Below are 23836 nucleotides of genomic sequence, written 5' to 3' on the forward strand. Positions count from 1 at the left end.
GAAGCGCGCGCGTCCCAGAAGGACCCGCGCGGTTGCCACAACGCGCCCGAAACCGGGCGCCGGAAAGGAAGTTTCGAGATGCGTTTGCGCTTTGCCGCGCTGGTCGCCTCGGCCGGTGTGCTGCTGGCCGCCTGCGGCTCCGGCCCGACCGCCGCCGAGGACCCCAACGCGCCGCTGCGGATCGGCGTCAGCCCGACCCCGCACGGCGAGATCCTGGAGCACGTCGACGAGAACCTGGCGGAGAAGGCCGGGCTCGACATCGAGATCGAGAAGTTCGACGACTACATCCGCCCCAACGAGGCCCTCGCGCACGGCGAGCTGGACGCGAACTACTTCCAGCACAAGCCCTACCTCGAGGAGTACCGCGGCGAGCGCGGCGGCGACTTCGCCTGGGTGCAGTCGGTGCACCTGGAGCCGCTGGCGCTGTACTCCAAGCAGCACGAGTCGGCGCAGGAGATCCCCGACGGGGCGACCGTGACGCTGCCCAACGACCCGGCGAACCAGTTCCGCGGTCTGAAGCTGCTGGAGCAGGGCGGGTTGATCAAGCTCAAGCCCGAGGCGGGCGTGGGCACCCGGCTGTCCGAGGCGATCGCGGAGAACCCGAAGAAGCTGGAGCTCAAGGACCTCTCGCCGGACCAGCTGCCGCGCTCGGTCGACGACGCCGCCGCCGCGGTGGTCAACGGCAACTACGCGGTCAAGGCCAAGATGACCGACCCGCTGCTGGTGGAGGAGTCCGAGGGCAACCCCTACGCCAACGGGCTGGTCACCACTCCGCAGCTGGCCGAGGACCCGCGCGTGCAGAAGCTCGCCGAGCTGCTGCGCTCGCCGGAGGTGCAGGACTTCATCCAGCAGAAGTGGGGCGGCGTGGCCGTCACCCCGGCCGCCTGATCGCTCCTTCACCAGAAGTCCCCACGCCCAGGCGTGGGGACTTCTGATGTGGGAGGGGGAGCCGCTCGGCCGCCACGTCCGGGTGGGAGCACAGGTAAGTGGACGGCGCGCCTTGCCGGGCACGTAGGCTGGAACCGTGCTCTCCGTGGTTCCAACTCCGATCACCGTTCGCGTTCCGGCGAAGGTGAACCTCCACCTGTCGGTCGGTGACGCTCGTCCGGACGGCTACCACGAGCTGGTCACCGTCTTCCAGGCGCTGTCGCTCACCGACGACGTCACGGTGGTGACCGCCGAGGAGTCGGCGATCGAGGTGCAGGGCGAGGGCGCCGACCTGGTGCCCGCCGGCCCCGAGAACCTGGCCTGGAAGGCCGTGCGGCTGCTCGCCGAGCGGGCGGGCAAGGACCCGGAGGAGCCGGGGGTGCGGGTGTCGATCAACAAGGGCATCCCGGTGGCCGGCGGCATGGCGGGCGGCAGCGCCGACGCGGCCGCGACGCTGCTGGCGCTCAACCAGCTGTGGAAGCTCGAGATCGGCCGCGACGAGCTCGGCGAGATCGCCGGGCAGCTCGGCAGCGACGTCCCGTTCTCGCTGCAGGGCGGCACCGCGCTGGGCACCGGCCGCGGTGAGCGGCTCGTCCCGGTGCTGGCCCGGCACACCTTCCACTGGGTGATCGGCCTGGCCAAGGACGGCCTGAGCACGCCCGAGGTCTACGGGGAGCTGGACCGCCTGCGCGACGAGAACGCGCCCAACCGGGTCGGCGAGGTGGAACCGCTGCTGGAGGCGCTGGCCTCCGGCGATCCGAGGCAGCTCGCGCTGCTGCTGGGCAACGACCTGCAGGCGGCTGCGGTGTCGCTCAAGCCGGTCCTGCGGCGCACCCTGCGCGCGGGCGTGCAGGCGGGCGCGCTGGCGGGCATCGTCTCCGGATCCGGACCCACCTGCGCCTTCCTGTGCACCGATGCGGACTCCGCGGTGCGGGTGGCCGCCGAGCTCTCCGGAGCGGGCGTGTGCCGCACCGTCCGGGTCGCGCACGGCCCGGTCCCCGGAGCCAAGATCGTCTCCGAGGAGCCCGCGCACCGGCCGACCCCGCCGCAGGTCCACGCCTGAGATCCCGCGCCGCGTCCAACGGCCCCCGAAACGCGTTGATGGAGAAGACGAACACCCGATGGTGAACCTGGTCAACCTGGAAACGGTGCACAAGAGCTACGGCGTTCGACCGCTGCTGGACGGCGCGTCGCTCGGCGTTTCCGCCGGTGAGCGGATCGGGGTGGTCGGGCTCAACGGCGGCGGCAAGACGACCCTGCTGGAGGTCCTCTCCGGCAACGAGGAGCCCGACACCGGGCGGGTCAGCCACGCGCGCGACCTGCGGATGGCCGTGGTGACCCAGCGCACCGAGCTGGCCCGGGGTTCCACGGTGCGCAACGCGGTGCTCGACCCGCACGGCTTCACCGCCGAGCACGAGTGGGCGGCCGATCCGCGGGTGCGCTCGGTGCTCACCGGCCTGGGCATGACCCGGCTGGGCCTGGACACCCCGGTAGAGAACTTCTCCGGCGGCGAGCGGCGGCGCGTCGCGCTGGCCGCGGCGCTGGTGCGCGACCTGGACCTGCTGGTGCTCGACGAGCCGACCAACCACCTCGACGTCGAGGGCGTCCGCTGGCTGGCCGATCACCTGCTGGAGCGCAAGTGCGCGCTGGTGATCGTGACCCACGACCGCTGGTTCCTGGACACGGTGTGCAACCGGACCTGGGAGGTCACCGACGGCCGGGTCGAGCAGTACGAGGGCGGGTACGCCGACTGGATCTTCGCGCGGGCCGAGCGCGCCCGCATCGCGCAGGCCACCGAGGAGAAGCGGCAGAACCTCGCCCGCAAGGAGCTCGCCTGGCTGCAGCGCGGCGCGAAGGCCCGCACCTCCAAGCCCCGCTACCGCGTGGAGGCCGCCGAGGCGCTGATCTCGGACGTGCCGGAGCCGCGGGACAGCGTCGAGCTGCTCGCCTTCGCCAAGCGCAGGCTGGGCAGGACCGTGCTCGAACTGGAGGACGTCGACCTGCGGGTCGGCGACCGCACGCTGCTGTCCGAGACCACCTGGCGGATCGGCCCCGGCGACCGCATCGGCCTGGTCGGGGTCAACGGCTCCGGCAAGACGACGCTGCTCAAGCTGCTCGCCGGGGAGCGCGAGCCGGACGCGGGCAAGCGCGTCGAGGGCAAGACCGTGCGGATGGCGCACCTGACCCAGGAGCTGCACGACCTGCCCGGCGAGTGGCGGGTGCTGGAGGCCATCGAGCACGTCGCCAAGACCGTCCAGCTGGGCAAGTACGAGCTCAGCGCCTCGCAGCTGGGGGAGCGCTTCGGCTTCGGCAAGGGGCGGCAGTGGACCCCGGTCGGGGACCTCTCCGGCGGCGAGCGCCGCCGACTGCAGCTGGCGCGGCTGCTGATGGCCGAGCCGAACGTGCTCATCCTCGACGAGCCGACCAACGACCTGGACATCGACACCCTCCAGCAGCTGGAGGACCTGCTCGACAGCTGGCCGGGCACGCTGATCGTGGTCTCGCACGACCGCTACCTCACCGAGCGGGTCTGCGACCAGGTCTACGCGCTGTTCGGCGACGGCGGGCTGACCCACCTGCCCGGCGGCATCGACGAGTACCTGCAGCGGCGGCGATCGCTGCTGGCCGCCGAGGCGAGCGCGGGCGCGCAGGCCGACGACGCCAAGCGGGCGGCGTCCTCCGGCGCGCGCAAGCTCTCCGGTGCCGAGGAGCACGCGGCCCGCAAGGAGCTGGCCCGCTACGAGCGCAGGCTGGACAAGCTCGCCGACCAGGAGGCCGCGCTGCACGAGAAGCTCGCCGAGGCGGCCACCGACCCCGATCGGCTCGCCGAGCTCAACTCGCAGCTCCAGTCCCTCCGCTCGGAGAAGGAGGACCTGGAGATGCAGTGGATGGAGCTGGCCGACCAGCTCGGCTGAGCCCGCGCAGCGGCGCGCGGAGGGGTTCCGCTCCGCAGCGCGGTTTCCGGCGAAACCGCCATCCGGGCGGGTTCAAGGCGTGCCTGCGGAGATCCGCGGTCGTAGGCTGCGTCACATGAGTCGGTTCGGCGAGACTTTGGTCGCTTCTGCCCGGCGGAACACCGGGCCGCGGGCGAGCGGTTTGACCACCGGGGAACCCGATGAACCGCGGTTCCGCAGCTGGGGCGAGGTGCACGCGCAGGCCCTGCGGATGGCCGGCGGGCTCGGCGACGAGCTCGCGCCCGGCAGCGCCGTGGCGATCCTGGCCGCCGACCCCGGGCTGATCGCGCCCGCGGTGCAGGCGGTGTGGCTCGGCGGTGGCAGCGTCACGATGCTGCACCAGCCGACCCCGCGCACCGACCTCGGGCACTGGGCGACCGACACGCTGCGGGTGCTGTGCATGATCGGTGCCCGGCTGGTGCTGCTCGGCCCGCCGTTCGAGCAGCTGGCCGGGGTGCTGGAGGAGAACGGCATCGCCTACCGCGATCTCGTCGGGCTCGCCGCGCACGACGGGCCGCCCGCGGAACCGGTCGAGGTCGACGAGGACGCCACCGCGCTGCTGCAGCTCACCAGCGGTTCCACCGCCGATCCGAAGGCCGTTCGGATCACCCACCGCAACCTGCACGCCAACCTGCGCGCCATGGTCACCGCGGCCGAGCTGGACCCGGAGCGGGACGTGGCGGTCTCCTGGTTGCCGCTGTTCCACGACATGGGGATGGTCGGCTGCCTGACCGTGCCGATGGCCATCGGCATGTCGACCGTCAAGGTCACCCCGGGCGACTTCCTCGCGCGCCCGCTGCTGTGGCCCGAGCTGATCAGCAAGTACCGGGCCACGGTGACCGCCGCACCGAACTTCGCCTACGCGATCGTGGGCCGCCGGATGGCCAACGCCGAGGACGGCGCCTTCGACCTGTCCAGCCTGCGCTTCACGCTCAACGGCGCCGAGCCGATCGACCCGGACGCGGTCGCGGCGTTCACCGGGGCGGGCGCTCGCTTCGGGATGGACCCGAGCTGCGTGGTCTGCGCCTTCGGCATGGCCGAGGCGACGCTCGCGGTGTCCTTCGCGCCGCTCGGCCGCGGGCTGGAGACCGACTCGGTGGACGCCGCGGCGCTGGAGCAGCACCGCGAGGCCCGGCCCGCCGAGGGCTCCGACGCCCGCCGCTTCGCGCTGCTGGGCGGGCCGCTGCCCGGTCTGGAGGTCGAGGTGACCGACGAGTCCGGCGCGCCGCTGGGCGAGCGCCGGGTCGGCAGGCTGCGCATCCGCGGCGAGGCGGTCACCCCGGGCTACTTGACCGTCGACGGGCCGCTGGCGACCCAGGACGCCGAGGGCTGGCTGGACACCGGCGACGACGGCTACCTGGCGGACGGCCAGGTGGTGATCTGCGGGCGCCGCAAGGACGTGATCATCATGGGCGGCCGGAACATATACCCGGTGGACATCGAGAAGGCCGCGTGCGAGGTCGAGGGCGTCCGCGCCGGCAACGCCGCCGCGGTCCGCCTCGAAGCGGGCAGCAGGCGCGAGCGCTTCGCGGTGGTGCTGGAATCCCGGCTGGCCGGCGACGCGGGCGCGGTGAAGAAGCTGCGCAAGGACGTCGCGGCGCGGATCGTGGACGCGGTCGGCGCGCGGCCGGCGGAAGTGGTGGTGCTGGAGCCGGGCTCGCTGCCCAAGACCCCGTCCGGCAAGCTGCGGCGGGCCGCGACCGCGGAGCTGATCCCGCGCTAGGAGCTGTTCGGAGTGCTGCGGAGCCGCTCAGGACCCGCTGCGCGCAGCAGTCCTCGAACCGCTGCTCCTAGTGGACCTCGTTCTGGGCCTGCTCCAGTCCCTTGGTGACCAGGGCTTCCACCGCGTCGGCGCACTGGTCGACGAAGAACGCCAGCTCCTTGCGCTCGGTTCCGGAGAAGTCCTTGAGCACGTAGTCGGCGGGATCCATCCGCCCGGGCGGGCGGCCGACGCCGAAGCGGACCCGCAGGTAGTCGCGGGTGCCGAGGGATTTGGTGATCGACCGCAGGCCGTTGTGGCCGTTCTCGCCGCCGCCGCGCTTGAGCCGGATGGTGCCGTAGGGCAGGTCCAGCTCGTCGTGGATCACGACGAGCGACTCCGGCGCGGTCTTGTAGAACTTGACCGCACCGGCGACCGGCCCGCCGGAGAGGTTCATGTAGGAGCGGGGCTTGATCAGCACGGATCGGGCCCCGGACAGGCGGCCCTCGACGACGTCGGCACCGGACTTGTGCGACTTGAACTTCCCGCCGACGCGGTCGGCGAGCTCATCGACCACCAGGAAGCCGACGTTGTGCCGGTTGCCCGCGTAGCGCGGGCCGGGGTTGCCCAGGCCGACGATCAGCGAAACCGCGTCCTCGGTGCTCACGAAGTCTCCTGCTGCTCGAGGGCACGCTGCGCGCTGCCCCGCCCGCGGGCGGGGCAGCGCGCGAAGCGCCCGACGTGGGGAGGATCAGGCCTCTTCGGAGGCCTCGCCCTCGGCGGCCTCCTCGGCCTCTTCCTCGGGCTCCTCCATCGAGGCCGAGGCCTCGGAGACGGTGACGACCATGGCCTCCGGGTCGCCCTGCAGGGTCACGCCCTTGGGCAGCGGGATGTCGGAGACGTGCAGCTGGGTGCCGATCTCGGCGCCGTCGATGGACAGCTCGATCTGCTCCGGGATGTGCAGGGCCTCGGCCTCGACCTCGACCTCGGTGAGCTCCTGGCTGACCAGGCCGCCGGAGGCGGCCTCACCGGTGAGGTGGACCGGCACCGAGACGGTGACCTTCTCGCCGCGCTTGACCAGCAGCAGGTCGACGTGCTCGATGTAGTTCTTGATCGGGTGCGCGGTGATCGTCTTGGTCAGCGCGAGCTCGCTCTTGCCGCCTTCGACGTCGAGGGTCAGCACCGCGTTCTGGCCGTTCTCGCGGACCGCGCGGGCGAACTCGATCGTGGGCAGCGACAGGTGCTTCGGGTCGGAGCCGTGGCCGTAGAGGACCGCGGGGATCTTGCCGGCGCGACGGGTGCGGCGGGCCGCTCCCTTGCCGAACTCGGTGCGCTGTTCGACGGCGATACGTACCTCGGACACGGTGGTGCACTCCTTGAGACGTCGGGCGGAACGTGATGGGTCGCCTGTGGCGGTGGGGGCGCGCAACTGGCGTGAGCGGCGTGGTGCCGAGAAGAAGCGGCACCGCAGAGCATGCGCGACATAGGTGCGCCGAACCGGGACCGGTTGGTCGTCACCATGCCACCGCGCCGATCACGCCGGGCGAACGTCCCGACCTCGCCGAGGCAACCCGAACAGTTTAAGTCTCCGTCCGCGCACGGCATCTGGTGGGGTGGGGTGTCGGGCGGGAGGCCTTCGGGTGAAGATCTCCCGCCCGGCGGCTCGCGCGCGCGTGAATCCGGCAACACCCCGGGGTCGGAATCATTGAACGTTCAATATCGTTGGGGCGGAGCGTCGGCACCGCCGGCGCGCACTTCCCCGACCGCAGGAGATTCACGATGACGGCTACCCAGTCCGAGCTGGTGCTCGACGCCGAGGCGCAGGCGCTGCTGTTCCGCGAGGCCCGCACCGCCAACACCTTCAGCGACGAACCGGTCACCGACGAGCAGATCCGCGCCGTCCACGAGCTGGTCAAGTGGGGTCCGACCTCGATGAACCAGCAGCCGCTGCGGATCGTGCTGCTGCGCTCGCAGGAGGCCAGGGCCCGGCTGCTGCCGCACCTGATGGAGGGCAACCGGGCCAAGACCGAGCAGGCCCCGCTGGTCGCGCTGCTGGCCGCCGACACCGAGTTCCACCAGAACATGCCGAAGGTCTTCCCGATCAAGCCCGACGCCAAGGACATCTTCGCCGACCCCGGCTTCCGCGAGTCCAACGCGAAGCTCAACGCCACGCTGCAGATCGGCTACTTCTTCCTCGGCGTCCGCTCCGCGGGCCTGGCCGTCGGCCCGATGACCGGCTTCGACGCCGCGGGCATCGACGCCGAGTTCTTCCCCGAGGGCGACCGGAAGGTCCTGGTGGCGGCCAACATCGGCAAGCCCGGCGAGAACGCCTGGTTCGACCGCCTCCCCCGACTGGCCTACGAAGAGGTCGTGACGACCCTCTGAGGTGCGAAGAAACGGCCCTGGTCCTCCGGACCAGGGCCGTTCTCGTCCTTGAACGGCGTCAGCCGTCGGCCCACCCTCGCAACGTGCACCGCCGCGGGTTCTCAGCGGCTCTCCGGCGAGGGCGGCCACTCCGCCGCGCATCGGTCATGCATCAGGAGTGGCACCCGCAGTCCGGAGAGCCGCTGGGGTTCCGCTGCTCGCACGCTTCGCAGGTTGAGCGGAGATGGTCTTCTCGTTACGCGCGGCCGTCGAAGAGGCTGGTCACCGAGCCGTCCTCGAAGACCTGGTGGATCGCTTCGGCGACCAGCGGAGCGATGGAGAGCTCCGTCAGGTTCGGGAAGCGGCGCTCCTCCGGGATCGGCAGCGTGTTGGTCAGCACGACCTCCTTGGCGCCGCAGTTGGACAGCCGCTCCACGGCCGGGCCGGAGAGCACGGCGTGGGTGGAGGCGATGATGACGTCCTTGGCGCCGGCCTCGAGCAGCTGCTCGGTGGCCTTGGTGATCGTGCCGCCGGTGTCGATCATGTCGTCGACCAGCACGCACAGCCGGCCCTCGACGTCACCGACGACGCGGTTGGCGACCACCTGGTTGGGCTTGCTGGGGTCGCGGGTCTTGTGGATGAACGCCAGCGGCGTGCCGCCGAGGTCGTCGGCCCACTTCTCGGCGACGCGGACGCGGCCGGAGTCCGGCGAGACCACGGTGATGCGCTCGTCGGAGTAGTTCTCGGCGATGTAGTTCGCCAGGACCTTCTGCGCCATCAGGTGGTCCACCGGACCGTCGAAGAAGCCCTGGATCTGGTCGGTGTGCAGGTCCACGACCATGATCCGGTCGGCGCCCGCGGTCTTGAACAGGTCCGCCATCAGCCTCGCCGAGATCGGCTCGCGGCCCTTGTGCTTCTTGTCCTGGCGCGCGTAGCCGTAGAACGGGATGACCACGGTGATGCGCTTGGCGCTGGCGCGCTTGAGCGCGTCCACCATGATCAGCTGCTCCATGATGGCGTCGTTCAGCGGCGCGCAGTGCGACTGGATGACGAACGCGTCGCAGCCGCGAACCGACTCGTCGTAGCGCACGAAGATCTCGCCGTTGGCGAACTGGTAGGCGGCCTGGGGCGTGACCGTCACGTCGAGCTGCTTGGCCACCTCCTCGGCAAGTTCCGGGTGACTGCTACCGGAGAAGAGCTTGAGGCTCTTCTTCGGCGTGGCAGACATGGCACTCACGGTCATCGTCCCTCCCCGTTCGACGTCTGCACGTCATCGGTCGGTTTCTCGGCCACGGCCTGCTGGGCGGCCTGGTCTGCGGCGGTTCCCGGGCGGCGCTTGGCCACCCAGCCCTCGATGTTGCGTTGCCTGCCGCGGGCGACTGCCATCGCCCCCGGCGGGACATCATGGGTGATCACCGAACCGGCGGCGGTGTAGGCGCCGTCGCCGATCTCCACCGGGGCGACGAACATGTTGTCCGCGCCCGTCCTGGAGTGTGATCCGATCTTCGTGTGGTGCTTGGCCACACCGTCGTAGTTGACGAAGACCGTGGCCGCGCCGATGTTCGACTGCTCGCCGATCGTCGCGTCGCCCACGTAGCTCAGGTGCGGGACCTTGGTGCCTTCGCCGATCGTCGCGTTCTTGGTCTCCACGAAGGTGCCGATCTTGCCGTTCGCGGCCAGCGAGGTGCCCGGCCGCAGGTACGCGAACGGGCCCGCGCTCGCGCCCTCGCCCACCTCGGCGCCCTCCCCGTGGGTGCGGACCACCTTCGCGCCCGCGCGCACCGCGCAGGAGGTCAGGGTGCTGTCCGGTCCGATCACGGCGCCCTCGCCGACGGAGGTGCCCGCGCGCAGCTGCACGCCGGGTTCGAGCACCACGTCGCGGGCCAGGGTCACATCGCAGTCCAGCCAGACCGAGGCGGGGTCGGTGACCGTGACGCCCTCGCGCATCCAGCCCAGCACCAGCCGGCGGTTGAGCTCGGCGCCGAGCCGGGCGAGCTGCACGCGGTCGTTGACGCCCTCGACCAGCCACGGGTCGGCGCAGACCAGGGCGCCCACCGGGCGGCCGTCGCCGCGCGCGATGGACAAGACGTCGGTGAGGTAGAGCTCGCCCTGCGCGTTGTCGGTGGACAGCCGCTGCAGCGCGTCGGTGAGCACCGCCGCGTCGAAGGCGTAGACCCCGGAGTTGATCTCGGTGATCTCGGCCTGCGCGGCGGTGGCGTCCTTCTGCTCGACGATGCCGGTGACCTCGCCCGCTGCGCCGCGCAGCATCCGGCCGTAGCCGGTGGGGTCGTCGACCACCGCGGACAGCACGGTCACCGCGTTGCCCGAGCCGGTGTGCTCGGCGAGCAGGCCGCGCAGCGTCTCGGCGTCCAGCAGCGGCACGTCGCCGTAGCTGACCAGCACGGTCCCGGTCAGCTCGGCGGGCAGGGCGGACAGCCCGCAGGACACGGCGTGCCCGGTGCCCAGCTGCTCCTCCTGCACGGCGGTGCCGACCTCGCGGCCCAGCGCGGCGGCGACCGAGCTCAGGTGCTCGCCGACGGCTTCGCGCCCGTGCCCGAGCACGACGACCAGCTGCTCGGGGTCGACGCCCGCGGCGGCGCGCACCGCGTGCTCGACGAGCGGGCGGCCGGCCAGCGGGTGCAGCACCTTCGGTGTCGCCGATCGCATCCTGGTGCCCTCCCCGGCGGCCAGCACGACCGTGCTGACCCGTTCGGGGTGTGCCGCAGCGCGTTGGGAGGAGGGCTGGGCGTTCTCGCCCTGGAGCATCAGCGCTCTCCCTTGATCTCTAGAGGCTCCTCGGCCGGTGCCGATCCGAGGGTCGGCCGCCGTTGGCCGACGTGCTCGTTGCGTCCAAGCGGGTGAAGGGTAACCGGCATGATGCCCTCCGATGAGCGCGCCCCTGCCGCCTTCCCCGGCGCACGTGATGGTACCGCCGAACGGCTGGCGCACGACGCCGCGAACCGCCCACCAGCTGGGGTGATGTGATCTGAATGCGAAGTTTGCCCGCGTCGGTGAACCCCTCCGGGCACGGTGCGCGAGACGGTCACCACCGGGCGTCCGGCGGGATCCACACGGCTTGATCGATCTCGGTCGGGTGATGCTCTTCGGTGTCGGCAACTCCGGAGAGTGCGGACACTCGGTTCCCGCCGTTGCGCTTGGCCTGGTACATCGCCGCGTCCGCCCGCGCCAGCGCCTGGGCCGCGGACTCCTGGCGGCGCAGCGCCACCACGCCGATGGACAACGTCACACCGCGGGATAGCTCACCCGGCAGCGCGTCGACCGCCGAGACCGCCCGGGTCAGCGCCGCCTCCGCGGAGTCCAGGCCCGCGCCGGGCAGCAGCACCACGAACTCGTCGCCGCCGTAGCGGGCGAGGAAGTCGTCGGTGCGCAGCGTGTCCCGCAGCGTGCGGGCCACGGTGCGCAGCACGTCGTCGCCCTCGGCGTGCGAGCAGCGGTCGTTGACGCCCTTGAACCCGTCCAGGTCCACCAGCGCCACCGCCAGCGGTTGATCGCCCGCCGAGTGCAGCAGCGTCTCCAGCCGACCGTCGAGCGCGCGGCGGTTGGACAGCCCGGTCAGCGGGTCCTCGTGCGCCTGCCGGGTGATCGCGTCGTGCTTGTGGTTCAGCCGCGAGTTCTCCAGCCGGGTGGCCAGCGTGGACACCCGCGTCTCGCGCATCGCCCAGAGCTCCTTCTCCAGCTCCAGCGCGTAGGTGCGCAGCGAGTCCCTCGGCCGGCCCTGCGGTTCGGCGAGGTTGGCGAACTCCCTGGCCAGCGAGATGCGCAGGGTCTGCTCGGAGGTGTCCTGGGCCAGGTTGTTGAGCGTCTCGGAGAGCACCCGGGTGGCCTCGTCGCGGTGGTCCGCGCGCACCAGGCAGCGGGACAGCGCGATGGCGATCAGGATCTGCTCGCGCGGGTGCATCGAGCGATCCACGTGCCGCAGCTGCTCCAGCCTGGGGATGTGCTCGGAACCCGGTGCGTCCAGCGCGTGCGCGGCGCCGAGCACCGGCATCTGCTCGGTGGCGCTGCGGTTGGACACCCGGGGGAACAGCGACTCCCGCCACGGCGCCTCCACGGCGACGGCGATCGCCGCGGCGGTGGAGAACTGGTTGGCGGCGTCCTCGGCGAGCCCCACCCGCTCCAGGCGCAGGCCCCAGGCCAGCTGCATCCGGCAGCGGTTGATCAGGTGCACCGCGATCTCGTGCGGGCCGCCGCTCTCCCGGATCCGCTGGTGCGCGCGGGCCATCACCTCGTCGGCCATCTCGTAGACGCCCAGCTGGGTCAGCACCAGGCCCAGGTCGATCAGCGAGGTGGCCAGCAGCCGCTCCCACGAGCGCCTGCCCAGGGCGCGGTCCGGGGCGAGCTCGTCGTCGAGCATGGCCAGGCCCTGGGCGACCTCGGTGAGCGCGCTGTCCTCGCTGCCGATCAGCAGCGCCCGCTTGCCGCGCAGCGCGTGGGCATCGGCCTGGAGGACCTCCAGCCCGTGCCGCTTGGTGTGGTGCAGCAGCTCCTCGAGCAGGGGATCGGCCTCGTCGGCCAGCTCGGCGCAGGCCAGCCGCATCGAAGCGCAGTGCCGCAGGAGCTGGGCGACTATCCGCGGCTCGCCCCGCCGCTGCGCCTCCATGAGCAGGCTGTCCGCCTCGCGGACGGTGGTGCGCTGGCTGGCCGGCTCACCGTGCTGTCCGGCTGCGTTGAGTTCGCGCGCGCGTCCGACCAACCACGCGTCGGACACCTCGCTCAGCGTGGTCGCCGGTTCTTCGCGCATGGCGGCAGCGTCGTCGCGCAGCGGCGCACACCCCCTGTTCACCTAGGCCCCCGGGCAGCCCGGGTCGGGCCGCGTCGCCGCGTACCGCTCCGGGCCGGAGAGGGCTGCTCGCTCCGCCGCCAGGATTCGAACCTGGACCATCGGAACCAAAATCCGAGGTGCTGCCTTTACACCACGGCGGATCGGACGTCGCTCGCCCGCGGCCCCGGTCAGCGCGGCCCGGCACCGCGGCCAGAGCTTACCGCTAGGGCCGAGCGCGCGGACCCGCCCGCCCGACATCGTCACAGATCTCGGATCTCGGTGGCCGCGCGGGCGGCTCAAGCACCGCATCGGCGGTTCCGGGGAAGCGGAGGGCGTGGTTCCGTCGGGCACACGGGTGGGACGGAACGCGAACGAGCCCGGTTGCACAACCCCCTGTCGGCCGATCAGGTGAGCCTCGCCCCGGTGGGACACGCCCGAAAAGGAGCGACACGCCGGTTTTCCCCCGATGGGGGGTGACGATTCCGCATCGTTCTACTTACGCTAGCGTAGGTTACGGTCCCGTAGGGTGGAGGTGTTGCGGGGCCGTGATCGCTGGTCGAGGACCGCAGTTTTTCCCACCTCCTCAACGCCATTCGAGGTATTGAGCATGACCGCAGCAACCGAGCCGGTGGCCGAGGCCGAAGCTCTCAGCACATCCTCCGAGAAGACCGGGCCGAAACCGCTGACCGCGGGACAGCGCCCGTTGCTGGGCCAGCTGTCGGTGTACGTGTTCGTCCTGGTCCCCTTCGCCGCGCTGCTGCTGGCGGTGCCCGCCGCCTGGGGGTGGGGACTGGGCTGGCTGGACATCGGTCTGGCCCTCGCGTTCTACGTGGTCTCCGGGCTGGGTGTGACGGTCGGATTCCACCGCTACTTCACGCACGGCTCCTTCAAGGCCAACAAAGCTGTCCGGATCGCGCTGGCGATCTCCGGGATGATGGCCGTGCAGGGGCCGGCGATCCTCTGGGTGGCCGACCACCGCAGGCACCACGCCTACTCCGACCGCGAGGGCGACCCGCACTCGCCGTGGCGCTTCGGCAGCTCGCCGGCGGCCCTGGCCAAGGGCTTCTGGCACGCGCACATGGGCTGGCTGTTCGAGCGCGACCTGACCAACCTGGACCGCTTCGCCCCCGACCTGCTCAAGGACAAGGCGCTGGTCAAGGTCAACGACCTGTTCCCGCTGTGGACCGCGCTGAGCCTGGTGCTGCCGGGCGTGCTCGGCGGTCTGATCAGCTGGTCCTGGTGGGGCGCGCTGACCGCGTTCTTCTGGGCCGGTCTGGTCCGCGCCTCGCTGCTGCACCACGTGACCTGGTCGGTGAACTCGATCTGCCACATGATCGGTGAGCGCCCGTTCAAGAGCCGGGACAAGGCGGCCAACTTCTGGCCGCTGGCGATCCTGTCCTTCGGCGAGTCCTGGCACAACTCGCACCACGCCGACCCGACCTGCGCCCGCCACGGCGTCCTGCGCGGCCAGCTGGACATCTCCGCCCGGGTCATCTGGGCCTTCGAGAAGCTGGGCTGGGCCTGGAAGGTGCGCTGGCCCAACGAGAAGCGCCTCGCCCGGATCGCGGTGACCGATTACAAGGGCTGATCTCCGACCGCCGCCTGCTCGGCGGGCCGGTGGCGGAACCCGAGCGGCGGTGCCGGTTGCCCGGGTGGGCTAGCGGCTTCGCCGCTGCGGGCCGTCGTGCGCGCGGCGGCCCGGGCGTCGGCCCCGCCGGATCCGCGACGCGGACGTCGGCCGGGGTCGACGTTGTCAAGACGAAATCGATGGTTCACCGGGTCCGCGCTCCTGGCGCGGGCCCGGTCGTCTTAGGGTGGTTCGAGTGGGAGCACGGCGACGCGCGAAGAACGCGCCAGAAGCGGGGGAGCCCCGGCCATCCGGCAGAACCGCCCGAGTGCGGATGACCGGCACCGAACGACGGCTGCAGCTGCTGGACGTGGCCCGCGCGCTGTTCGCGGAGAAGGGCTTCGACGGAACCTCCATCGAGGAGATCGCGCACCGCGCGGACGTGTCCAAGCCGGTCGTCTACGAGCACTTCGGGGGCAAGGAGGGCGTCTACGCGGTCGTGGTCGACCGCGAGATGCGCAACCTGCTGGACGCGGTGGTCGCCGCGCTGGGCACCGGGCACCCCCGGGACCTGCTCGAGCAGGCCGCTCGCGCGCTGCTGGACTACGTGGACAACAACACCGACGGCTTCCGCGTGCTGGTCCGGGACTCCCCGGTGGCCAGCAACAGCGGCACCTTCTCCAGCCTGCTCAACGACATCGCCAAGCAGGTCGAGCACATCCTCGGCATGCAGTTCAGCGCCCGCGGGTACGACTCGAAGCTCGCCCCGCTCTACAGCCAGGCGCTGGTGGGCATGGTCGCGCTGACCGGCCAGTGGTGGCTGGAGGCGCGCAAGCCGAAGAAGGAGGACGTGGCCGCCCACCTGGTCAACCTGGCCTGGAACGGGCTGTCCCACCTGGAGCACAAGCCCAAGCTCGCCACGAAGTGACCTGCGGAGCTCGGTCCCTTTTTCATCGGAGGTCCAGAGCCGCGGCCCTGGACCTCCGATGAAAAAGGGCCGAGCACGCGCCCCGTCGCCGGGACGGACCCGACGTGCGCGAGCGCACACCCGCGCCTGCTCGGGCCGCCGTGTTCGGCGCATCGCGAAGTCGTAGTCTGGAAGGCCGAACCCCGGTGCCCGTCGTGCGCGGCCGGCTGCTGCGCACGGGGCGCCCAGCCGCGGTGGTCCCGGGCAGGGGTGCGTCCGCATTCGCTCTTCCGCTGCGAGGTTGCTCCATGAGCCAGGCAGGTCCCCTGCGCGGACTGCTCGACAACGTGCTGCGCGATCCGGCCCTGCGCCGGGTCGTCGAGTCCGCGGGCAGGCCGCGCCTGGTGCTGGAGGGCCCGGCCGCCGCGCGTCCGCTGGCGGCCGCCGCCCTGGCAGGCGGCGCGCAGCGCCCCGTGCTGCTGGTGACCGCCACCGGCCGCGAGGCCGAGGAGGTCGCCGCGGCCACCTCCGACCTGCTCGGCGCCGAGGGCGTGGAGGTGTTCCCGTCCTGGGAGACCCTGCCGCACGAGCGGCTCTCGCCGCGCGCCGACACCGTCGGCCGCAGGCTGGCGGTGCTGCGCAGGCTCGCGCACCCCGAGGACCACCAGCACGGCCCGATCCGGGTGCTGGTCACCACGGTGCGCAGCCTGATCCAGCCGATCGCGCCCGGCCTGGGCGAGCAGGTCCCGGTGCGGTTGGAGGTCGGCGACGAGCACGACTTCACCGAACTGGTCGAGCGCCTGGCCGGGCTGGCCTACGACCGCGTCGACATGGTCGAGAAGCGCGGCGAGTTCGCGGTCCGCGGCGGCATCCTGGACGTCTTCCCGCCGACCGCCGAGCACCCGCTGCGCCTGGAGTTCTGGGGCGACGAGGTCACCGAGATCCGCCCGTTCTCGGTGGCCGACCAGCGCTCGCTGCCGGAGGCCGACGACACCGACCTGTTCGCCCCGGCCTGCCGCGAGCTGCTGATCACCGAGCAGGTGGCAGAGCGCGCCACCAAGCTCGCCGAGCAGCACCAGGCCGACGGCGATCTCGCCGAGATGCTCGGCAAGATCGCCGGGGGCGCGCCGGTGGAGGGCATGGAGGCGCTCATCCCGGCGCTGTGCGACGGCGAGATGCAGCTGCTGTCCGACCTGCTGCCGGAGGGCACCCACGTGGTGCTCGCCGACCCGGAGAAGGTGCACGCCCGCGCCGCCGACCTGGTGCGCACCGGCCAGGAGTTCCTGGAGGCCTCCTGGATGGTCGCCGGCGACGGCGGCAAGGCCCCGATCGACCTGGGCGCGGCGGCCTACCGCGGTCTCGGCGAGGTCGCCGAGCGCACCCGCGAGATCGGCCTCCCCTGGTGGTCGCTGACCCAGCTGACCAGCGAGGAGGGCGAGGACGACGAGGTCGTCCGGCTGAGCCTCAAGCAGGTCGAGGCGTACCGCGGCGAGATCGACCGCGCCTACGCCGACCTGCGCGCGCACACCGCGGCGGGCGGGGCCGCGGTGCTGGTGGTGCCCGGTTCCGGGACCGCCCAGCGCGCGGTGCAGCAGCTGCGCGACTCCGAGCTGCCCGCCTCGCACGCCGAGGAGGGCTTGACCGGCGAGCCGGCGCCGGGCGTGGTGACCGTCGTGCGCGGCGGGCTCGAGGACGGCTTCGCCGCGCCGGAGATCTCCCTGGTCGTGCTCACCGAGGCCGACCTCACCGGCGGTCGCGGCGGCACCTCCACCAGGGACATGCGCAAGATGCCCTCGCGGCGGCGCAACGCGGTCGATCCGCTGGCGCTCAAGGCCGGTGACCACGTGGTGCACGAGCAGCACGGCATCGGCAAGTACGTCGAGATGGTGCAGCGCTCGGTGGGCGGCGCGACCCGCGAGTACCTGGTGCTGGAGTACGCCTCCAGCAAGCGCGGCCAGCCCGGCGACCGGCTGTTCGTGCCCACCGACCAGCTCGACGAGGTCAGCCGCTACGTCGGCGGCGAGACCCCGGCGCTGAACAAGCTGGGCGGCTCGGACTGGAAGAACACCAAGGCCAAGGCGCGCAAGGCGGTCAAGGAGATCGCCGCCGAGCTGGTGCAGCTCTACGCCGCGCGGCAGTCCTCGCCCGGGCACGGCTTCGGGGCCGACAGCCCCTGGCAGCGGGAGCTGGAGGACGCCTTCCCCTACACCGAGACCGGTGACCAGCTCGCCGCCATCGACGAGGTCAAGACCGACATGCAGCGCTCGGTGCCGATGGACCGGGTGATCTGCGGCGACGTCGGCTACGGCAAGACCGAGATCGCGGTGCGCGCGGCGTTCAAGGCGGTGCAGGACGGCAAGCAGGTGACCGTGCTGGTGCCGACCACGCTGCTGGCCCAGCAGCACCTCAACACCTTCGCCGACCGGATGCGCTCGTTCCCGGTGACCGTCAAGGGCCTGTCCCGGTTCACCGACCCGATGGAGGCCGAGCAGACCGTCAAGGGACTGGCCGACGGCGAGGTCGACATCGTCATCGGCACGCACCGGCTGCTGCAGACCGGGGTCCGCTACAAGGACCTCGGCCTGGTGATCGTGGACGAGGAGCAGCGCTTCGGCGTCGAGCACAAGGAGCACATCAAGGCCCTGCGCACGCACGTCGACGTGCTGACCATGTCGGCCACGCCGATCCCGCGGACGCTGGAGATGAGCATGGCCGGCATCCGCGAGATGTCGACGATCCTGACGCCGCCCGAGGAGCGGCACCCGGTGCTGACCTACGTCGGCGCCTACGACGGCAAGCAGGTCGCCGCGGCGATCCGCCGCGAGCTGCTGCGCGACGGCCAGGTCTTCTTCGTGCACAACCGGGTCAACGACATCGAGAAGACCGCGCGCCAGCTGCGCGAGCTCGTCCCGGAGGCGCGGATCGTCACCGCGCACGGGCAGATGAACGAGGACCGCCTGGAGAAGATCATCCAGGGCTTCTGGGAGCGCGAGCACGACGTGCTGGTGTGCACCACGATCGTGGAGACCGGGTTGGACATCTCCAACGCCAACACGCTGATCGTGGACCGCTCGGACATGCTCGGCCTGGCCCAGCTGCACCAGCTGCGCGGCCGCGTCGGCCGCGCCCGCGAGCGCGGCTACGCCTACTTCCTGTACCCGCCGGAGAAGGCGCTGACCGACACCGCGCACGACCGGCTGGCCACCATCGCGCAGAACTCCGAGCTGGGCGCGGGCATGGCGGTGGCGATGAAGGACCTGGAGATCCGCGGCGCGGGCAACATCCTGGGCGCCGAGCAGTCCGGGCACATCGCCGGCGTGGGCTTCGACCTCTACGTGCGGCTGGTCGGCGAGGCCGTCGAGGCCTTCCGGCGCTCGGCGGGCGACGAGCCCGCCGAGGGCGAGGAGGAGCTCACCGACGTGCGGGTGGACCTGCCGGTGGACGCGCACATCCCGCACGAGTACGTGCCCGGCGAGCGGCTGCGCCTGGAGGCCTACCGCAAGCTCGCCGCGGCGGTCGACGAGGAGGCGCTGGAGGGCGTCCGCGCCGAGCTCACCGACCGCTACGGGCCGCTGCCGGAGCCGGTGGAGCGGCTGCTCGAGGTCGCCCGGTTCCGCCAGCAGTGCCGCGAGCAGGGCGTGCGCGAGGTGACCCTGCAGGGCACCAGCCTGCGGTTCTCCCCGTTGGACCTGGCCGACTCCAAGCAGGTCCGCCTCAAGCGCCTGTTCCCGAAGGCGGTCTACAAGCCGGCCCTGCGCACCGTGACCGTTCCGCACCCCACCGAGGGCGCGGCCGGTGGCCGCATCGGCGCGCCGAAGCTCCGCGACGAGGCGCTGCTGGCCTGGTGCGCGGAGTTCCTCGAAACGCTGACCAAGACCCCGGTGTCGGCCTAGGGACCGCGCGGGGACGCGGCGCCTTCTCATCAGAAGTCCCCTGCGCGCGAAGTGAAGTGGTCCCAGGGGTTGGACTCTTGATGGAAGAGGGCGTCCGACGTTCCCCCGGGTGGGGGAGCGTTGTTGCTCAGGTGCGGCGATGGCGTGACCGTTGATCCGGTTCGACCCCTAACCGAGGGAGCTGCGGGTCATGGCGGAGAAGGACGGGGTCGCGCAGGAGTCGCACGCCGCGCGGCACAAGGCGCGCACCGATCGCGTCGTGTTCGGGGTGACCGCGGTGATCACCGTGGTCTTCGTCGGCTGGGGCGTGCTGTCCACCGGCACGCTGGACGCGGTGGCCTCCGGCGGGTTGTCCTGGCTGGTCACCAACGTCGGCTGGGGATTCGTGCTGGCCGCAACGGGTTTCGTGGTCTTCGCGCTGTGGCTGGCGGCCAGCCGCTACGGCGCGATCCCGCTGGGGCAGGACGACGAGGACCCGGAGTTCCGCACCGTGTCCTGGATCGCGATGATGTTCAGCGCGGGCATGGGCATCGGCCTGATGTTCTTCGGCGTGTCCGAGCCGCTGGCGCACTTCGTGGGTCCGCCGCCGGGCACGGTCCAGCCGATGACCGACGAGGCCGTCCGGGTCGCGATGGCGACCACGCTGTTCCACTGGACGCTGCACCCCTGGGCGATCTACGCGGTGGTGGGCCTGGCCATCGCCTACTGCAGCTTCCGCCGCGGCCGCAAGCAGCTGATCAGCGCGGTGTTCACGCCGCTGATCGGCAAGCGCAGCGCGGACGGGCCGCTGGGCAAGGTCATCGACGTCCTGGCGCTGTTCGCGACGCTGTTCGGCTCGGCGGCCTCGCTGGGGCTGGGCACGCTGCAGATCCGCAGCGGCATGCAGTCGGCGGGCTGGATCGGCGCGATCGGGAACTCGCTGCTGGTGGGCATCATCGTGGTGCTCACCATCTGCTTCGTCGTCTCGGCGGTTTCCGGCATCGCGCGCGGCATCCAGTGGCTGTCCAACATCAACATGGTGCTGGCCGCCCTGCTGGCGGTGTTCGTGTTCGTGGTCGGGCCGACGGTGTTCGCGCTGGACCTGCTGCCGACCGCGCTGGGCGCCTACATCAGCGACTTCGGCGAGATGGCCTCGCGCTCCGGGGCCACCGGTGGCGGGCCGATGATCGACTGGCTGTCCAGCTGGACGATCTTCTACTGGGCCTGGTGGATCTCCTGGACGCCCTTCGTGGGCATGTTCATCGCGCGGATCAGCCGCGGCCGCACCATCCGCCAGTTCGTCGCCGGGGTGATCCTGGTGCCCAGCGTGGTCAGCGTGATCTGGTTCGCCATCCTCGGCGGCAGCGCGATCAAGCTGCAGGACACCGGCACCGACGTCTACGCCAGCGGTGGCGAGGAGGCGCAGACCTTCGACATGCTCGGCGCGCTGCCGCTGACGACGATCACCACGGTGCTGGTGATGGTGCTGGTGGCGATCTTCTTCGTCTCCGGCGCGGACGCGGCCTCGGTGGTGATGGGCACGCTGTCGCAGCGCGGCTCGATCGAGCCCAAGCGCTGGATCGTGGTCTTCTGGGGTGCGGCCACCGGTGCGGTCGCGGCGATCATGCTGCTGCTCGGCGGCGAGGACGCGCTCAGCGGCATCCAGAACCTGACCTTCCTGGCCTCTGCGCCGTTCGCGGTCGTGATGGTGCTGCTGTGCGTCGCGCTGCTCAAGGACCTGCGCAGCGATCCGCTGATGCAGCGTGGCGAGAAGGGCGCGCAGGTGCTGGAGCAGGCGGTGATCGCCGGGACCGAGCGGCACGGCGAGGACTTCCAGCTGGAGGTCGGGCCCAGCGAGGACCAGGACGACAACCGGTAGGGCGCGGGCGAAGTCGTCCTGCGCGGCGGTGCCGCCGCTTCGGCGCGGCCGCTGGCGGGAAGGCGACTCCGCACGGTGTCGAGTCTTCATCTGCGCGTGACTTCGTGAGAGGGTTCGCGCTGTGAGGACGACGCTGTCGCGCCACGGGCGCCTGCTCGCATCGATCGCCGCGGCCGGGTTGTTGCTGGTCGGTTGCGGCACCGGTCCCAGCCAGGTGGGCGCCGCCGCCATCGTCGGCGACACCAAGATCCCCGTCTCCCAGGTCAAGTCCTGGTTCACCGAGGTGCTGGACAAGGAACCGCGGCTGCGCTCGCAGCTGGAGGAGCGCGACGGGCTCGACGACCTCGGCCGGGCCCTGGCCGGTCAGCTGGTGCGCCAGGAGCTGATCGCCGAGGTCGCCGAGCGCGAGCACCTGAGCGTCGACGAGCGGCAAGTCGACGCCATGATCGACCGCTGGGGCGGGCCGCGCGCGACCGAGGGCGAGGTCTTCACCCCGGGGAACGTGCGCGAGTTCGCGCGCGGCGAAGCGCTGGTGACCGAGCTCGGCCGCCGCTACTTCGACGGGCTGTCGGTGACCTTCGACTACACCCAGGCCACCTCGCGCTCCTCCGCGCAGCGCAAGGCCGAGGAGATGGCCAGGGGAGGCGCGGCCGCGACCGAGCTGATCGAGCGCGACACCGCGGCGGGCACCCCGGCGGGAACGGGTCAGCGGTTGCGCGCCGCGGACAGCCCCAAGCTCGCCGCGGCGACGCCGCTGTTCGGCGCGGAACCCGGCACGGTGCTGGCCTTCGAGCCCGAGCGCAACGCGGGGCAGTGGCTGATCGTGCGGATCCAGGAGCGCGTCGCCGAGCCCTCGCCGCGGGCGGGCGCCGCCGACGACGCCACGCTCCACGGCCTGGGCAGCCAGCTGCTCGGGCTCACCGCGGACCGGGTGGGCGTCCGGCTCAGCCCGCGCTACGGCGCGTGGGACCCGATCGGCCTGACCGCGGCGCCCAGCGAGGGCGAGACCACCGGGTTCCGGCTCACCGCCCCGTCGAGCGAGAGCTGACCGGGAGGGCACGCGGTTCCCGGTCGAACCGCCGCCGGCCGCCCGGCCATCCCGCGCCTGGGACAATCGGCTCATGAGCGAGTTCAGGGTGGCGGAAGGAACTGCGGTCGTCCTGGTCGACGACCGGCTGGGGGAGGTCCTGCCCGCGGCGGCGCTGCCGCTGGTCCGGGGCGCGGCCGCGGTGTACGCCTCGCCCGGTCTCGCGCCGGCCGCGCGGCAGGCGCTGGGCGTTCCGGAGCAGCCCGTGGACGTGGTCGACAAGGCCGCCGTCGAACCGGTCGTGCTCGTCGCCGGCTCCCTGGACGCCGAGGCCGAGGCACTGCGCTCCGCGGGGGCGCAGGTCGTCGGTGCTCCCGCGCCGACCGGGGTCGAGCTGCTCGACGCGGTCACCGTGATGGACCGGCTGCGCTCTCCGGGCGGCTGCCCGTGGGACGCCGAGCAGGACCACGACTCGCTGCGGCAGTACCTGGTCGAGGAGGCCTACGAGCTGCTCGACGCGATCGCGCAGCGCGACCGCACCGCGTTGCGCGAGGAGCTCGGCGACGTGCTGCTGCAGGTGCTCTTCCACGCCCGCGTGGCCGCCGAGGACCCCGGGGATCCGTTCGGCATCGACGAGGTCGCCGCCGAGCTGGTCAGCAAGCTGGTGTCCCGGCACCCGCACGTGTTCGCCGACTCCGAGACCGTGCTCGACTCGGAGACCCAGCACGTGCGCTGGGAGGAGCTCAAGCAGCGGGAGAAGCAGCGCGAGTCGGCCGTGGACGGTGTCGCGCTCGGGCAGCCCGCGGTGGCGCTGGCCGCCAAGCTCACCCAGCGCGCCGCTCGCGCCGGCGTCCCGGTCGACGCGATGCCCAGCGGTGCGGCGACCGGTGCCGCGCTGTTCGCCCTGGCGGCGCGCGCCAAGCTCGACGGCGTCGATCCGGAGGACGAGCTCCGCAGCACGGCGCTGGACTTCGCCGAGCGGATGCGCGCGGCGGAGCGGCGAGCGCGCGAGACCGGCCGCGATCCCGCCGAGCTCACCGCCGAGGACTGGCGGGAGCTGCTCGCCGATGCCTAGGTCCGGCCGGGTCTGGTTGCCGGCGATCGCGCTGCTGCTGACCTCCTGCTCGTTACCGGTGTCCAGCCCGCCCGAAGCCCCGCCCGCGGTCGCGCCGCCGGACCCGGGCGCGGCACCGCCCGCGGTGGAGCTCTTCAGCGGCGGCCCGCCCCTGTCCGAGCGGGAGCGCCCGCAGGAGCAGCTGGCGGGCTGGGCCGGGGCGCTGTCCGACGGCCTGAACATCCCGCACGCCGCGCTGGAGGCCTACGGCTACGCCCAGGAGCAGATGGCCGCCACCACGGCGAGCTGCGGGCTGACCTGGACGGTGCTGGCCGGGATCGGCGCCGTGGAGTCCAGCCACGGCAGGCACGGCGGCGCCCGGCTCGACGACACCGGCCGCCCGGAGCCCCGGATCATCGGCATGCCGCTGGACGGCTCCGACGGGGTCAAGCGCATCGACGACACCGACGGCGGGGAGCTCGACGGCGACCGACGCTGGGACCGCGCGGTCGGACCGCTGCAGTTCATCCCCTCGACCTGGCGCCGCTACCAGGCCGACGCCGACGGCGACGGGGCCGCCGACCCGCAGGACATCGACGACGCGGCGCTGACCGCCGCGCGCTACCTCTGCGACTCGGGCGCCGACCTGCGCGACCCGGACCGGTTCTGGGCCGCCCTGTGGGAGTACAACCGCAGCCGCAGCTACGGCCAGCAGGTCCTGGACCACGCCGACCGCTACGGGCGCGACAGCCGCGAGTTGGCCGAAGCAGCCGGCGAATAGCTGGTGACGGGACGCTACCGAC

17 protein-coding genes and 1 tRNA gene are annotated in these 23836 nt (G+C 72.1%); 12 read left to right on the forward strand and 6 right to left on the reverse strand.

Annotation, left to right across the window (positions count from 1 at the left end; genetic code table 11):
- Positions 1 to 78: 78 nt before the first annotated feature.
- From ACFQRI_RS10665 to ACFQRI_RS10680, 4 genes are all read left to right on the forward strand, one after another.
- Positions 79 to 888, forward strand: a complete 810-nt coding sequence (locus tag ACFQRI_RS10665; protein WP_380667173.1) for a MetQ/NlpA family ABC transporter substrate-binding protein — start codon at positions 79 to 81, stop codon at positions 886 to 888.
- A 145-nt stretch (positions 889 to 1033) separates the two neighbouring features.
- Entirely contained in the window at positions 1034 to 1990 is a 957-nt protein-coding gene (locus ACFQRI_RS10670; RefSeq protein ID WP_380667330.1) for a 4-(cytidine 5'-diphospho)-2-C-methyl-D-erythritol kinase, read from the forward strand.
- A gap of 58 nt (positions 1991 to 2048) precedes the next feature.
- Positions 2049 to 3842, forward strand: coding sequence for an ABC-F family ATP-binding cassette domain-containing protein (locus ACFQRI_RS10675; RefSeq protein WP_380667175.1), 1794 nt, complete (start codon positions 2049 to 2051; stop codon positions 3840 to 3842).
- Positions 3843 to 3957: 115 nt separating this feature from the next.
- A complete protein-coding gene (locus ACFQRI_RS10680) occupies positions 3958 to 5604 on the forward strand; it encodes a fatty acyl-AMP ligase (RefSeq protein ID WP_380667177.1) in 1647 nt (548 codons plus the stop codon).
- Between the two features lie 67 nt (positions 5605 to 5671).
- On the opposite strand, the gene pth is transcribed toward ACFQRI_RS10680, so the two are convergent.
- Both pth and ACFQRI_RS10690 read right to left on the reverse strand, forming a co-directional pair.
- Positions 5672 to 6247 carry an aminoacyl-tRNA hydrolase gene (gene pth, locus ACFQRI_RS10685; RefSeq protein WP_380667179.1) on the reverse strand — a complete coding sequence of 192 codons (576 nt, stop codon included), beginning with the start codon at positions 6245 to 6247 and terminating at the stop codon, positions 5672 to 5674.
- Positions 6248 to 6331: 84 nt separating this feature from the next.
- Positions 6332 to 6943, reverse strand: coding sequence for a 50S ribosomal protein L25/general stress protein Ctc (locus tag ACFQRI_RS10690; RefSeq protein ID WP_380667181.1), 612 nt, complete (start codon positions 6941 to 6943; stop codon positions 6332 to 6334).
- A 416-nt stretch (positions 6944 to 7359) separates the two neighbouring features.
- On the opposite strand from ACFQRI_RS10690, the gene ACFQRI_RS10695 reads away from it, so the two are divergent.
- Positions 7360 to 7965 carry a malonic semialdehyde reductase gene (locus ACFQRI_RS10695; protein ID WP_380667183.1) on the forward strand — a complete coding sequence of 202 codons (606 nt, stop codon included), beginning with the start codon at positions 7360 to 7362 and terminating at the stop codon, positions 7963 to 7965.
- 235 nt (positions 7966 to 8200) lie between these two features.
- Here ACFQRI_RS10695 and ACFQRI_RS10700 read toward each other — a convergent pair whose 3' ends face one another.
- The 4 genes from ACFQRI_RS10700 to ACFQRI_RS10715 form a co-directional block, all read right to left on the reverse strand.
- On the reverse strand, positions 8201 to 9172 hold the full coding sequence (locus ACFQRI_RS10700) for a ribose-phosphate diphosphokinase (RefSeq protein WP_380667185.1): 972 nt from the start codon (positions 9170 to 9172) through the stop codon (positions 8201 to 8203).
- Between the two features lie 11 nt (positions 9173 to 9183).
- Positions 9184 to 10710: a bifunctional UDP-N-acetylglucosamine diphosphorylase/glucosamine-1-phosphate N-acetyltransferase GlmU gene (gene glmU / locus ACFQRI_RS10705; RefSeq protein WP_380667187.1), complete on the reverse strand. Its 1527-nt coding sequence runs from the start codon at positions 10708 to 10710 to the stop codon at positions 9184 to 9186.
- Positions 10711 to 10987: 277 nt separating this feature from the next.
- A complete protein-coding gene (locus tag ACFQRI_RS10710; RefSeq protein ID WP_380667189.1) occupies positions 10988 to 12706 on the reverse strand; it encodes a GGDEF domain-containing protein in 1719 nt (572 codons plus the stop codon).
- A gap of 111 nt (positions 12707 to 12817) precedes the next feature.
- A tRNA-Gln gene (locus ACFQRI_RS10715) sits at positions 12818 to 12888 on the reverse strand.
- A gap of 446 nt (positions 12889 to 13334) precedes the next feature.
- Between ACFQRI_RS10715 and ACFQRI_RS10720 the strand changes: the two genes are divergently transcribed.
- The 7 genes from ACFQRI_RS10720 (at position 13335) to ACFQRI_RS10750 (ending at position 23814) form a co-directional block, all read left to right on the forward strand.
- The gene (locus ACFQRI_RS10720; RefSeq protein WP_380667191.1) at positions 13335 to 14315 is read left to right on the forward strand and encodes an acyl-CoA desaturase; all 981 of its coding nucleotides are present in this window, start codon (positions 13335 to 13337) and stop codon (positions 14313 to 14315) included.
- 313 nt (positions 14316 to 14628) lie between these two features.
- A complete protein-coding gene (locus ACFQRI_RS10725; protein WP_380667193.1) occupies positions 14629 to 15222 on the forward strand; it encodes a TetR family transcriptional regulator in 594 nt (197 codons plus the stop codon).
- Positions 15223 to 15509: 287 nt separating this feature from the next.
- Positions 15510 to 19094: a transcription-repair coupling factor gene (gene mfd, locus ACFQRI_RS10730; protein ID WP_380667195.1), complete on the forward strand. Its 3585-nt coding sequence runs from the start codon at positions 15510 to 15512 to the stop codon at positions 19092 to 19094.
- Positions 19095 to 19284: 190 nt separating this feature from the next.
- On the forward strand, positions 19285 to 20952 hold the full coding sequence (locus tag ACFQRI_RS10735) for a BCCT family transporter (protein WP_380667197.1): 1668 nt from the start codon (positions 19285 to 19287) through the stop codon (positions 20950 to 20952).
- Between the two features lie 121 nt (positions 20953 to 21073).
- Entirely contained in the window at positions 21074 to 22000 is a 927-nt protein-coding gene (locus ACFQRI_RS10740) for a SurA N-terminal domain-containing protein (protein WP_380667199.1), read from the forward strand.
- A 73-nt stretch (positions 22001 to 22073) separates the two neighbouring features.
- The gene (locus ACFQRI_RS10745; RefSeq protein WP_380667201.1) at positions 22074 to 23054 is read left to right on the forward strand and encodes a nucleoside triphosphate pyrophosphohydrolase; all 981 of its coding nucleotides are present in this window, start codon (positions 22074 to 22076) and stop codon (positions 23052 to 23054) included.
- Positions 23047 to 23814, forward strand: coding sequence for a lytic murein transglycosylase (locus ACFQRI_RS10750; RefSeq protein ID WP_380667203.1), 768 nt, complete (start codon positions 23047 to 23049; stop codon positions 23812 to 23814). Before ACFQRI_RS10745 ends, ACFQRI_RS10750 begins: the two co-directional genes overlap by 8 nt.
- Positions 23815 to 23836: the final 22 nt, after the last annotated feature.

Origin of the sequence: Saccharopolyspora griseoalba (assembly GCF_042665275.1) — a bacterium.
GTDB classification, from domain to species: domain Bacteria; phylum Actinomycetota; class Actinomycetes; order Mycobacteriales; family Pseudonocardiaceae; genus Saccharopolyspora; species Saccharopolyspora griseoalba.